We start from the raw sequence: 12608 nt of genomic DNA, 5'->3' as shown, positions 1-12608 counted from the left end.
TCGTGGAGTCCTCGGTGCTCAGAGGTCGGTGTCATTCTGGGGGGACGACCCCCCAGGCCCCCCGGCGGCTCCGCCGAGGTCAGAAGGGGCGGCCAGGCGGCCGGTGACGGCGGTGGCCGCGGCGACGGCGGGCGAGACCAGGTGGGTCCGGCCGCCGGGGCCCTGCCGGCCCTCGAAGTTGCGGTTGGACGTGGACGCGCTGCGCTCGCCCGGGGTGAGCTTGTCGGGGTTCATGGCCAGGCACATCGAGCAGCCGGCCTCGCGCCACTCGGCGCCGGAGGCGGAGATGACCTCGTTCAGGCCCTCCTCCTCGGCCTGCTTCTTGACCTTCATGGACCCCGGCACGACCAGCATGCGGACGCCGTCGGCGACCTTCCGGCCCTCCAGGACGCCGGCGACGGCGCGCAGGTCCTCGATGCGGCCGTTGGTGCAGGAGCCGACGAAGACGGTGTCGACCTTGATCTCGCGCAGCGGCGTCCCGGCGGTCAGCCCCATGTACTCCAGGGCCCGCTCGGCGGCCTGGCGGTCGGTCGGGTCGGCGTAGGAGGCGGGGTCGGGCACCGACTCGCCCAGCGGCAGGCCCTGCCCGGGGTTGGTGCCCCAGGTGACGAACGGCGTCAGCTCGGCCGCGTCGATCACGACCTCCTTGTCGAAGACCGCGTCGTCGTCGGTGCGCAGCGACGTCCAGTACTCGACGGCCCGGTCCCAGTCCGCCCCTTGCGGGGCGTGCGGGCGGCCCTCCAGGTAGGCGAAGGTGGTCGCGTCCGGGGCGATCATCCCGGCGCGGGCGCCGGCCTCGATGGACATGTTGCAGACCGTCATCCGGCCCTCCATCGACAGCGCCCGGATCGCCTCGCCGCGGTACTCGATGATGTGGCCCTGGCCGCCGCCGGTGCCGATCCGGGCGATGATCGCCAGGATGAGGTCCTTGGCGGTGACGCCCTCGGGCAGCTCCCCGTCCACGGTCACGGCCATGGTCTTCGGCTTGATCTGCGGCAGCGTCTGGGTGGCCAGGACGTGCTCGACCTCGCTGGTGCCGATCCCGAAGGCCAGGGCGCCGAACGCGCCGTGCGTGGAGGTGTGCGAGTCGCCGCAGACCACGGTCATGCCGGGCTGGGTCAGGCCCAGCTGGGGGCCGATGACGTGGACGATGCCCTGGCCGTCGTCGCCCATCGGGTGCAGGCGGATCCCGAAGTCGGCGCAGTTCTTGCGCAGCGTCTCCACCTGGGTGCGCGACACCGGGTCGGCGATCGGCTTGAGCAGGTCGGTGGTCGGGACGTTGTGGTCCTCGGTGGCGATCGTCAGCTCGGGGCGGCGCACCTTGCGGCCGGCCATCCGCAGGCCGTCGAACGCCTGCGGACTGGTCACCTCGTGGACCAGGTGAAGATCGATGTAGAGCAGGTCCGGTTCGCCCTCGGCTCGTCGCACGACGTGCGCGTCGTACACCTTCTCGGCCAATGTGCGGCCCATCGCTCCACCTCACCCTGGTTGGTCCTCCGGCGCGCGGCGCGCGCCGTGGTCTCTGTCACCTTGCCGTCCCCGTCGGGGGTCCGGGGGTCGCCCCCCGGGTCGGCATCACGGGCAGCGGCGAAGGCGCGCGTAGCGCGACGAGCGCCCCTACCCGAGTTGCATCTCATATGACGAGACGGCAATATCAAGACATGGACAACTCTAGCGGAGTCGGCGTACTTGACAAAGCGGTTCTGGTCCTGAACGCGCTGGAGGCCGGCCCGGCGTCGCTGGCACAGCTCGTCCAGACGACCGGTCTGGCGCGCCCGACCGCCCACCGGCTCGCCGTCGCGCTGGAGCACCACCGCCTCGTCCACCGCGACACCCAGGGCCGTTTCATCCTGGGCCCGCGGCTGGCGGAGCTGGCCGTGGCCGCCGGGGAGGACCGGCTGCTGGCCATCGCCCAGCCCGTCCTGGTCCAGCTCCGCGACCTCACCGGGGAGAGCGCCTCCCTGTTCCGCCGCCAGGGCGACGTGCGGGTGTGCGTGGCCGCCGCCGAGCGCAGCAGCGGGCTGCGCGACACCATCCCGGTCGGGGCCGCGCTGCCGATGACCGCCGGGTCGGCCGCGCAGATACTGCTGGCCTGGGAGGAGCCCGACCGCCTGCACCGCGGCCTGCGCGGCGCCAAGTTCGAGGCCACCACGCTGTCGACGGTGCGGCGGCGTGGCTGGGCGCAGAGCGTCGGCGAGCGCGAGCAGGGCGTCGGGTCGGTGTCGGCGGCCGTCCGCGGCGCCGGCGGCCGGGTCATCGCGGCCGTCTCGGTGTCCGGGCCGCTGGAGCGGCTCACCCGCTCCCCCGGCAGGTTGCACGCCGGTCCGGTGCTGGCCGCGGCCGAGAAGATCTCCGAGTCGATGCGCCGCACGACCTCCTGACCTGCTCTAATAGCCCTGTGGACGCGGAGGGCCTGGAGGCCGATCTGCGGGGGCGGCTGGCGCGGCTGTCCCTGGAGGAGAAGGTCGGCCTGCTCACCGGCGCCGGCTTCTGGACGCTCCGCCCGATCGAGAAGATCGGCCTGGCGCCGCTGGTGCTGTCGGACGGCCCCAGCGGCGTGCGCGGCACCGCCTGGGACGAGCGCCGTCCGAGCCTGCTGTTCCCCAACCCGACCGCGCTCGCCGCCACCTGGGATCCGGACGCGGCCGAGGAGACCGGACGGCTGAACGGGGCGCAGGCCCGCGACAAGGGCGTGCACGTCCAGCTCGCCCCGACGGTGAACCTGCACCGCACCCCGCTGGGCGGCCGCCATTTCGAGAACTACTCCGAGGACCCGCTGCTGGCCGCCCGGATCGCGGCCGGCTTCGTACGCGGCGTGCAGTCGGCCGGGGTCGCCGCGACGGTCAAGCACTTCGTCGGCAACGACTCCGAGACCGCGCGGATGTCCTACGACGCCCGCATCGACGACCGCACCCTGGACGACCTCTACCTGCGCCCCTTCGAGGAAGCGGTCCGCGGGGCCGGGGCGTGGGCGGTGATGGCCGCCTACAACCGGGTCAACGGCACCGCCATGACCGAGCACCGGCCGCTGCTGACCGGCCTGCTCAAGGAGGAGTGGGGCTTCGACGGCGTGGTGGTCTCGGACTGGACCGCGATCCGCTCCACCGAGGCCAGCGCCGCGGCGGGCATGGACCTGGAGATGCCCGGCCTGCCCACCGGCCGGTGGGGGGACCGGCTGGCCGCCGCCGTCCGCGACGGGCGGATCGGCGAGGAGGTCATCGACGACAAGGTGCTGCGGATCCTGCGGCTGGCCGCCCGGGTCGGCGCCCTGGGCGGCGTCCCCGGGCCGCCGCCCGCCACCACGCCCGGGGACGCCCGCCGCCGGCTGCGCGACCTGGCCGTGCGCGGCGCCGTGCTGCTGCGCAACGACGGCGTCCTGCCGCTGCGGGGGGCCGCGCACGTGGCGCTGATCGGCCCCAACGCGGTCCGGTTCGCCGCCCAGGGCGGCGGCAGCGCGCACGTGCACCCCGAGCGCGTGGTGACGCCGTACGAGGGGCTGCGGCGGGCGCTGGGCGAGGACGCCGTGATCACCGTCCGGTCCGGGGTCGACCCGCACGCCCGGCTGGCGCCGCTCCCGCTCGCACTGGCGGCCGACCCGGTGACCGGCGAGCCCGGCACGCGCGTCGACTACCTCGACGCCGCCGGGACGGTGCTGCTGTCCGAGCACCGCCGCACCGCCGCCCTGCTCTTCCTGGGCGGGCTCCCCGAGGGCACGCGGCGGATCGTGCTGCGGGCACTGGTCACCCCGTCCGAGGACGGCGTCCACACCTTCGCCGCCGCCGGGACGGGCCGCTTCGACCTGCGCGTCGGCGACGACATCGCCGAGACCCTCACCCTCGTCCCCGAGGGCGGCGGCATGGTCGAGTCGCTGACGCGACCGCCCGAGCGCCGGGTCACGCTCGGGCTGCCCGCCGGGCGGCCGGTGCCGGTGGAACTGCGGCACTCCTTCGACGAGCCGGCGTTCGCGGTCGCGTTCGGCCTCGGCTACCGCGAGCCGCGGCCGCCCGAGGACGAGGAGTTCGCCGCCGCCGTCGAGGCCGCCCGCGCCGCCGGCACCGCCGTGGTCGTCGTCGGCACCGACTCCGGCGTCGAGAGCGAGGGCTTCGACCGGACGAGCCTGGCGCTGCCCGGCCGCCAGGACGAGCTCGTCTCCGCGGTCGCGGCCGCCAATCCCCGCACGGTCGTGGTGGTCAACGCGGGCGCGCCCGTCCTGATGCCGTGGCGGGAGGAGGTCGCCGCGGTGCTGTGGGCGTGGCTGCCCGGCCAGGAGGGCGGGGACGCGATCGCCGACGTGCTCACCGGCCTGGCCGAGCCGGGCGGGCGGCTGCCGACCACCTTCCCGGCCACCCAGACGGGCGTGCTGTCGCCGCTCCCCGGCCCGGACGGGACGCTGGAGTACGCCGAGGGCGCCGCGATCGGCTACCGCCGCTACGCCCCCGAGGACATCGCCTACCCGTTCGGGCACGGCCTCGGCTACACGGCCTGGGAGTACGAGTCGGTCGCGGTCGCGCCGTCCGGGGAGGCCGCCGAGGTGACCGTGCGCAACGCGGGCAACCGGCGGGGGCGCGAGGTCGTCCAGTGCTACGCCTCGGGCCCGGTCCTGTCGATCAGGCTCGCGGGCTTCGCGGTCGTGGAGGCGGGCCCCGGCGAGCGGGTGACAGTCACGGTGCCGCTGGACGGGCGGCTGCCCCGCGCGTACCGGCTGCACGCGGGCCGTTCCATCGGCGACCTGATCGTGGACACCGAGGTCTAGAGGGGCAGCGGCCGGTAGATGGGGACGCCGGAGCGCTCCAGCTCGTCCCGCAGCGCGAAGTAGGCGTCCCCGAACGGGTCCTCGCCGGTCAGGGCCATCAGGCCGCGCCGGATGGCCACGTCGTGCGGGGCCAGCGCGGCGGCCTCGTCCAGGTGGCGGCGGGCGGCGGCGGCCCGTCCCTCCCGGGCCAGCCAGACCGCGAGCCGGGCGTGCGCCCGCGCCCGCCGCTCCTCGGCGGTCGGCACGCGCAGATGCTCCCGGACCTCCGCGGCGGTCAGCCCCGGGTCGCGGTCCAGGACCCAGCGGCGCAGCGCGGCGTGGGACGCCTCCGAGTCCAGGCCGTTCATGGAGCGGAACAGGTCGGTGGCCGTCTGGCTGTCCTGCGGCCGGACGATCCGGCCCTCCTCGTCGATCCACACCACGGTCGGCACGTTGATCACGTTGTAGAGCTCGGCGGCCACGCCCTCGGCGTCGACCAGCGCCGGATGGGTGACCTTCGCCTCCTCGATCCAGGGCCGCGCGTCGGCGGCGGACCGGTCGAGCGCCACGCTCACCACGGTCAGCCCGTCGCCCTCCAGGGCCGCGTGCCGTTCCTGCCAGGCGGGCAGGTCGTACCGGCAGCCGCACCAGGACGCCCAGAACACCAGCGCGACCTTGCGTCCCCGCAGGTCCGACAGGGCGACGCCGTCCAGCGTGAAATCGGGCGCCTCATCGGCGCCGAGGGCCTGCGCGGCGCCCTCCGCGAACGCCACCGCCCGCTCGTCCGGATCGATCACGGCGACCTTGCCGACCAGGCCGGCGAACGCGGCGACGTCCACGCCCCCGGGGGTCTCGGCGGCGGCCGCGCGGGCGGCGGGCAGGCACGCCTCCTCCCGGCACCAGCCGTGCGGCTTGCGCTCCCAGCCGAGCAGCGGCCGGTCCGGCGCGGCCAGCAGCCGCCCCCGATCGTCGAGACGCGCGTCCAGCCCGTAGGCCCGGCCCGCTTCCACGGCGGTGAACATGGAGACCCCTTCATTGGATAGTGACAGTATCCAATACTTGGATAGCTCTAGTATCCAAGTCAAGGGGGAACGCCGATGCAGATCTCGGAACTGAGCGACCGCAGCGGTCTGACGGTCCAGACGATCAAGTTCTACATTCGCGAGGAACTGCTGCCGAAGGGCACCGCCTCGGGCGCCACCCGCGCCGAGTACGACGAGGGCCACCTCGAGCGGCTGCGCCTCATCCGCGCGCTCCGCGAGGTCGGCGACCTGCCGGTCGCCGCCATCCGCCGCATCCTCGCCGCCGTCGAGAACGACGCCGTCGGCATGCACGACCTGTTCGGCACCACGCAGTACGCCATCGGCCCGCACGTCACCCCGCCAGACGACCCGCACTGGCGCGCCGCCCGCCAGGACGTCGACGCCCTCATCGCCGAACTGGGCTGGCACGTCACCGACCGCGCCCCCGCCCGCGACCTGCTCGCCCAGACCTTCGTCGCGCTGCGCCGCCTCGGCTTCCCGGTCACCCTCACCGACCTGCGCCCCTACGTCCACGCCGCCGCCGAGGTCGCCGAGCACGAGATCGGCCGCGTCACCGACGGCGCCCCCCGCAGCCGGACGGTGCACTCGATGCTGGTCTCCACCGTCCTGTACGAGCAGGTCCTCACCGCGCTGCACCGGCTGGCCCAGGAGGACGCCTCGGCCCGCCGCTTCGGCACCGCCGAGGGCTAGGACATTCCAGCCATGACAAGTCGGAATTGCGCAATTCATCACCAATTCGGCGTTTAAATTGCCCATCGCCTAATATGGTGATTGATGACCGCTATGGAAGGTGAACCCCACGGCAGCCGGTGGACGGACCGGCTGCTGGCCGAGGGCGACGATCCCGACCCACGCTTCACGCTGGCCAACGAGCGGACCTTCCTGGCCTGGATCCGCACCGCGCTGGCCGTGATCGCCGCCGGGATCGGAGTCGCGCTCAGCGGCGACGCGCTGGCCGTCCTGCTGCGCAACGGGCTGGCGATCGCCTTCTCCGCCACCGGCGCGCTCCTCGCCGCGCTGGCGTTCCGCCGCTGGCTGCGGACCGAGCGGGCGCTGCGCCGGGCCGAGACGCTGCCGCCGCCCGCACTCGCGCCGATCATGTCGTACGGGCTGGCGCTGGCCGCCGTGGTGCTGCTGGTGGCGCTGCTGGCGACCCGATGAGCGCCGGGCGCGGGCTCAGGGACCCCGGCGCCCAGCCGGAACGCACCGCACTGGCCTGGAACCGCACCACGCTCTCGCTCATCGTCGCGGGCCTGCTCTGCGTGCGGCTCGCGCCGTCCTCGACCACCGCCGCCCTGGCCGCCGCCACGGTCTGCGCGGCGGTGTCGCTGCAACTGCGCCGATCCCTGACCCGCCACCCGGGACACCATCGGCGCCCGGTGGCGGCCGACCCGGTGTCGGTGCTGATGGCCACCATCGTGACGATCATGCTGGGCATGCTCGGCCTGCTCTTCGCGCTGCACTGAGGGTACGCTCGGGGGCCGTGTTCATCAGCCTGACCACCGACTTCGGGGACGCCTACACCGCGACCTGCGCCGGGGTCGTCTACACGATCGCACCGGCGGCGACCGTCCTGGTCCTCAGCGACGAGGTCACCCCGTACGCGATCGTCGAGGGCGCGATGCTGCTCCGCCAGGCCCTCCCGTACCTGCCGCGCGGCGTGCACGTCGGCATCGTCGACCCCGGCGTCGGCACCCCCCGCCGCCCGGTCGCGATCACCACCGGCCGCGGCGACGTCCTGATCGGCCCCGACAACGGCCTGCTGCCGCCCGCCGCCGAACGGCTGGGCGGCGCGGTCACCGCCCACCTCCTGGAGAACCCGGCCTACCGGCTGCCCGAGGTGTCGTCCTCCTTCCACGGCCGCGACATCTTCTCCCCCGCCGCCGCGCACCTCGCCGCGGGCACCGCCCTCACCGACCTCGGCCCGGAGATCGACATCGCCGACCTGGTGCGCCTCGACCTCCCCGCCCCGGTCATCGGCGACGGCGAACTCAAGGCGACCGTCCTCTACACCGACCGCTTCGGCAGCCTGATCACCTCCGCCGACGAGAACGACCTGACCTCAGCCCTGGGCCCCCTCCGGCACGGGACCGTCCTGGAGGCGTCCTGGCATAACGGAACGGCCCGCCTGCCCTACGAGGCCACTTACGGCCGCGTCGCCAAGGGCGAGGCACTGATCTGGACCGACTCCTCCGGCCTCCTCGGCCTGGCCGTCAACCAGGGCTCCGCCGCCGAGCACTTCGGGCTCGGCGACGGAGCCGTGCTGACCATCCGCCGGGCGCTGGCACACTGATCGCCATGGAGGACCTCGACGTCGTCGCCTGGGTGCACGTCTCCCGCGACCGGATGCTGGCGGTACGGTCGCGCGGCCGCGACCTGCTCTACCTGCCCGGCGGCAAGCGCGAGCCCGGCGAGGACGACTGGTCGGCCCTGTCCCGCGAGGTGCGCGAGGAACTGGCGCTGGAACTGGACCGCGGCTCGTTCCAGGAACTGGGCGTGATCCGCGCCGCCGCCCACGACCAGCCGGCGTTCGACCGGGTGCGGATGGCCTGCTTCACCGCGGGCTACGCGGGCGACATCGCCGCCACCGGCGAGGTCGACGAGTACCGCTACGTCGGACGCGCCGAACGCGCCCTCCTGGCCCCCGCCGCCCGCGCGGCCCTGGACCTGGCGGTCGACAGGGGGCTGCTCTCCTGAGCCCGACCCGGCCACCGAACACTGGGAAACAAAACTCCGCCGCTTTCCCGCCAATTCGGCCCGCCGGGCTCCGAAGATTATTGGGGGCGAGAAGTCCAATGAGGAGATCTTCCTACCAGTCCTTTGCTTTCGTACACTTCTCCTTTGTGCTGTCACGAAGGGGGAGAACGTGAGCACAATTGGTGGGCGCGGTGAACCGGACGCTTCATCCGGACAGGGTTCCCTACCTCCGCCACCCCCACCCAGCTGGGGCAGACCCGCTCCCCCGCCGCCGCGCGACGACAAGCTGGTGGCGAGCTGGCGCAGCTCCCCGTCCAAGCCGGCGGGCCCTCCCCCACCCCCATCCTCGCGTTATGGCAGGCCGAAGGGCCCAAGCGTCCCGCAACTCCCACCGCCACCCTGGCTGAACCAGGCACCAACCCCCCAACCGACCCCCGCCCCACCCCTGCCCGCCCCCATCCCCACCGCCACACAGCCGCCACCCGCCAAGCAGGCGCCGACACGGACGCGAACACCGGCACAGGCGCCACCCGCAGCACCGCCCTCACGCCAGCAGGCGTCACCTCCCGTACAAACTCCGCCCCCCAAGCAGGCGCCGCCCCCACCGCAGGCACCGCCGCCCTCGCGAACACCGGCACGCGCTACGGAACGACCGTCCCCGGCGCAAACGCCACCACCGGCGCGGACAACGACGCCATCCACCCAACCGCCGTCACCCCCGCAAGCATCACCAACCGCGCAAACACCGGCGCCAGCCTCCAGGCAGGCGCCGACACAGGCGCGACCCCCTGCACAGGCACCGCCCCCCGCAGGGCCACCCTCGCCTCAGCAGCCGCCACCCGCGCAAACACCGCCGCCCCCCACAAAGTCACAAGCCGCACCATCGCAGCCACCCGCAAAGCCGTCATCACCTACGCAGCCGTCACCCGTCACGAACCCGCCAGCCGCGGCACAGGCGCCACCACCCCCGCGCACCACGACGCCATCCACGCAACCGCCGTCACCCCCGCAAGCACCACCACCGGCCCCACCGCAGGCACCGCCGCCCGCGCGAACACCGGCACGCGCCACGGAGCGACCGTCCCCGACGCAAACGCCACCACCCGCGCAAACACCGCCAACCGCCGCAAAGCCGCCAGCCGCGGCACAGACGACGTCACCACGCGCACGAACGACAACGCCGTCCGCGCAACCGCCGTCGCCCCCACAGCCGTCACCGCCTGCGCAACCGTCGGCCCCACCGCAGGCACCGCCACCCGCACGCGCCATGGAGCGACCGGCCCCGGCGCAAACGCCGCCAACCGCCGCAAAGCCACCAACCGCGGCACAGGCGCCGCCACCCGCGCGAACCACGTCGCCATCCGCGCAACCGCCGTCACCACCTGGGCAAACAACGCCGCCCCTCACGAAGCCGCCAGCTGCGGCGCAGGCGCCGCCACCCGCGCGAACGACGACGCCATCCGCGCAGCCGTCATCACCCGTACAAACTCCGGCCCCGAGGCAAACGCCGCCCAAGCAGGCGTCGGGGCCACCGCAGGCACCGGCGCCCGCGCGAACGCGCGCCATGGAGCGACCGGCCCCGCAGGCGCCGGCCGCGGGGGCGGCGGTCACGCGGGGTGAGCCGTTCGAGCGGCCCCACGCGGCCCCCACGCCGCCGAGCGGGCGCGGCGGCGGGACGCGCGTGTTCAAGCCCGGGGTGGTCTCGGGCATCGCCGTCGCGGCGGTCGCGGGCGTGCTGATCGCCGGGGCGGTCTCCCTGGTCCGCGACGGCGGCTCCGGCGCGGCCCGCGACGGCTCCGCCGCCGGCGACGGCGCCCGGCCGGCCGACAAGATCTTCGCGGTGGCGCCCGCCCTGTACGACGGGCACGAGCAGTCCCTGCACGGTGCCGCCGTCCGCGGCCGGACGGTGGTGACCGTCGGTGCCGAGACGGCCCGCGGACAGTTCCTCGTCTCGGCCGACGGCGGCCGGGAATGGCGGCTCGCCACGGTCCGCACGGCCTCCGGCGACGGCACCGCGCCCCCGGACGTGCCGCGCGTGATCGCGGCGGGCCCCCGCGCCTGGGCCGCGCTCGGCGACGGCGACGCGGGCGTCGCGACCTGGACCAGCCCCGACGGCCGCACCTGGACCCACCGTCCGGCCGGCGGCGGGACGTTCGCCCCCGGCGACAAGGTGACCGCGCTGGCCGCCACCCAGTCCGGGTTCGCCGCCATGGGCGTCTCCGCGCAGGGCCGGCCGGTCCTGTGGACGTCGGCCGACGGCGCCGCCTGGCAGCGCTCCGCCCCCGCCCTTCCCGAGGGCGCGGACGCCGAGCCCGCGCGGCTCGCCGCGTCCGGCTCGGTCCTGGTCGCCCAGGCCCGCGACAACGGCGACCTGTGGCGGTCGGCCGACGGCGGGCGCACCTGGTCGAAGGCGGACATCCCGCAGAGCGACGGGTCGTACGGCCCGGTGGTCGCGCTGACCGCCGGTCCCGGCGGCGTGTACGCGGCGCGCGAGGGCCGTACCGGCAAGGACCGCAAGCAGGCGGTCTTCTTCCGCTCCGCGGACGGGGTGAGCTGGGGGCGCGCCAGCGTGATCGAGCGCGGCACCTACGACCGCCTGGCCGCGCTGGGCGGCTCCGACAGCGGCCTGGCGGCGCTCGTCCCGCTGTCGGACGGCCGGATCGCGGTGCACCGCAGCGCCGACGGCTCGTCCTGGACCCCGGTCGAACGCCTGGAGGGCGAGGGCGGACGCAAGCCCGAGGGCGCGGCCGCGCTGCCGCAGGGCGTCCTCGTACTCGGCCGCCAGGACACCGGCGCCTACCTGGCCGTCCCCGGCGCCCGGGGCGGCGACATCGACCTGCTCGCCATCCCCGGCGCGGTCACCCCCGACCGGACCGTCACCCGCCTGGTCTCCGGCGGCGGAACGGTCCTGGCGATCGGGAGCGGCGGCGGCGACGGCGCGATCTGGAACACCCGGGACGCGCGGACCTGGTCGCGGGCGGGCGGCGAGGGCCTGGCGGGCCCGGGCATGCAGCGGCTCGCCGCCGCCGCGTACGGGCCGAACGGCTGGGTCGCGGTGGGCCGCGGCGCCGACCGCACCAAGCCCCTCCTGGTCACCTCGCAGGACGGCACCGCGTGGAAGCCCGGCCAGGCCATCGACCAGGAGGGCGAGCTGAGCGGCGCCGCGCACGGCACCGGCGGCTACGTCGCCGTCGGCACGGGCATGGCCTGGCAGTCCGGCGACCTCGCCACCTGGACGGCCGGTACGGGCGATCTCAAGGACGCCGCGCTCCGCGACGTCGCCGCCGTCTCGAACGGCTACGTCGCCGTCGGGGACCGCAAGGACCAGGGCCCCACGGCCTGGACCTCCGCGGACGGCAAGAAGTGGACCGCCGTCGCGGTCCCGCGCCCGCAGGGGATCACCTCGGCCTCGCTCACCCAGGTCGCGGCGCGTGGCGACGCGCTCGTCGCCATCGGCAGCGGCGGCGGGCAGGCGTTCGTCGCCTCGTCCGCCGACGCGGGCAGGACGTGGCGCACCCAGGCCCTCCCCGCGGTCGCGCTCACCACCGTCATGGCCTCGCCGCGCGGCTTCACCGTGTCCGGGGACCCGTCGGGCGCGGGCCGTTCGGACGTCTCGCTGTGGACGTCGGCGGACGGATCGTCATGGCGCCAGTCCCGCCCCCGGGGCCGCGGCCTGGACGGCGACGGCCTCCAGCGTCTCACCGCCCTGACCGTCCACGCCAACGGCCTCCTGGCCGTGGGCACCGACGGCACGACCCCCACCCTGTGGCAGGCGCCTCTCCCCTGAAAAGCCGAAAAGGCTCCGGCCACTCACGTGGTCGGAGCCGATCTGTACCCCCGAGCGGATTCGAACCGCCGTTACCGCCTTGAGAGGGCGGCGTCCTAGGCCACTAGACGACGGGGGCCTGTCCAACTCCCGGAGATCATCCTCCGGGCCTTACCGTGAGCCTCGAACTGCGAGAACTCACCGTACCCCCGAGCGGATTCGAACCGCCGTTACCGCCTTGAGAGGGCGGCGTCCTAGGCCACTAGACGACGGGGGCCAGACCTTACAAACCCGAAAACGAAGCCGAGTAAACCTCAGCCGCGCACCCGCGAAGGCGAAGCCTTCGCGGCCCGGGGGTTCCAGGGGGTCG

At 74.7% G+C, this 12608-nt stretch carries 11 protein-coding genes and 2 tRNA genes; 8 read left to right on the top strand and 5 right to left on the bottom strand.

Annotated features, from left to right (window positions below; genetic code table 11):
• Positions 1 to 18: 18 nt before the first annotated feature.
• Positions 19 to 1470 carry a 3-isopropylmalate dehydratase large subunit gene (leuC, locus tag ACZ466_RS32865; RefSeq protein WP_378287712.1) on the bottom strand — a complete coding sequence of 484 codons (1452 nt, stop codon included), beginning with the start codon at positions 1468 to 1470 and terminating at the stop codon, positions 19 to 21.
• A gap of 191 nt (positions 1471 to 1661) precedes the next feature.
• Between leuC and ACZ466_RS32860 the strand changes: the two genes are divergently transcribed.
• Both ACZ466_RS32860 and ACZ466_RS32855 read left to right on the top strand, forming a co-directional pair.
• Positions 1662 to 2381: an IclR family transcriptional regulator gene (locus ACZ466_RS32860; RefSeq protein WP_378287711.1), complete on the top strand. Its 720-nt coding sequence runs from the start codon at positions 1662 to 1664 to the stop codon at positions 2379 to 2381.
• Between the two features lie 17 nt (positions 2382 to 2398).
• Positions 2399 to 4753 (top strand): glycoside hydrolase family 3 protein, encoded by a 2355-nt coding sequence (locus ACZ466_RS32855; RefSeq protein ID WP_378287710.1) that lies wholly within the window; start codon positions 2399 to 2401, stop codon positions 4751 to 4753.
• Here the strand turns inward: ACZ466_RS32855 and ACZ466_RS32850 are convergent.
• Complete coding sequence (locus ACZ466_RS32850; protein ID WP_378287709.1) at positions 4750 to 5754, bottom strand: redoxin domain-containing protein; 1005 nt, start codon at positions 5752 to 5754, stop codon at positions 4750 to 4752. The two genes, ACZ466_RS32855 and ACZ466_RS32850, sit on opposite strands and share 4 nt — an antisense overlap.
• A 75-nt stretch (positions 5755 to 5829) precedes the next feature.
• Here ACZ466_RS32850 and ACZ466_RS32845 point away from each other — a divergent pair, with 75 nt between their 5' ends.
• From ACZ466_RS32845 to ACZ466_RS32825, 5 genes are all read left to right on the top strand, one after another.
• Positions 5830 to 6465, top strand: a complete 636-nt coding sequence (locus ACZ466_RS32845) for a MerR family transcriptional regulator (protein WP_378287708.1) — start codon at positions 5830 to 5832, stop codon at positions 6463 to 6465.
• 84 nt (positions 6466 to 6549) lie between these two features.
• Positions 6550 to 6936 (top strand): YidH family protein, encoded by a 387-nt coding sequence (locus ACZ466_RS32840; protein ID WP_378287707.1) that lies wholly within the window; start codon positions 6550 to 6552, stop codon positions 6934 to 6936.
• On the top strand, positions 6933 to 7241 hold the full coding sequence (locus ACZ466_RS32835; RefSeq protein ID WP_378287706.1) for a DUF202 domain-containing protein: 309 nt from the start codon (positions 6933 to 6935) through the stop codon (positions 7239 to 7241). Before ACZ466_RS32840 ends, ACZ466_RS32835 begins: the two co-directional genes overlap by 4 nt.
• Before the next feature lie 17 nt (positions 7242 to 7258).
• Entirely contained in the window at positions 7259 to 8068 is an 810-nt protein-coding gene (locus ACZ466_RS32830) for an SAM hydrolase/SAM-dependent halogenase family protein (RefSeq protein ID WP_378287705.1), read from the top strand.
• Positions 8069 to 8073: 5 nt separating this feature from the next.
• Complete coding sequence (locus ACZ466_RS32825; protein ID WP_378287704.1) at positions 8074 to 8472, top strand: NUDIX hydrolase; 399 nt, start codon at positions 8074 to 8076, stop codon at positions 8470 to 8472.
• Positions 8473 to 9401: 929 nt separating this feature from the next.
• Here ACZ466_RS32825 and ACZ466_RS32820 read toward each other — a convergent pair.
• Entirely contained in the window at positions 9402 to 9866 is a 465-nt protein-coding gene (locus tag ACZ466_RS32820; protein ID WP_378287703.1) for a hypothetical protein, read from the bottom strand.
• Positions 9867 to 10036: 170 nt separating this feature from the next.
• Between ACZ466_RS32820 and ACZ466_RS32815 the strand changes: the two genes are divergently transcribed.
• A complete protein-coding gene (locus ACZ466_RS32815) occupies positions 10037 to 12259 on the top strand; it encodes a hypothetical protein (protein ID WP_378287702.1) in 2223 nt (740 codons plus the stop codon).
• A gap of 45 nt (positions 12260 to 12304) precedes the next feature.
• Here the strand turns inward: ACZ466_RS32815 and ACZ466_RS32810 are convergent.
• Positions 12305 to 12377: transfer RNA gene (locus tag ACZ466_RS32810), tRNA-Glu, on the bottom strand.
• A gap of 65 nt (positions 12378 to 12442) precedes the next feature.
• Positions 12443 to 12515, bottom strand: a tRNA-Glu gene (locus ACZ466_RS32805).
• Positions 12516 to 12608: the final 93 nt, after the last annotated feature.

It is taken from the genome of Actinomadura rugatobispora (assembly GCF_055379765.1).
The sequence above is the reverse complement of the archived record's forward strand: the minus strand, read 5'-3'. Positions and strand labels throughout refer to the sequence as shown.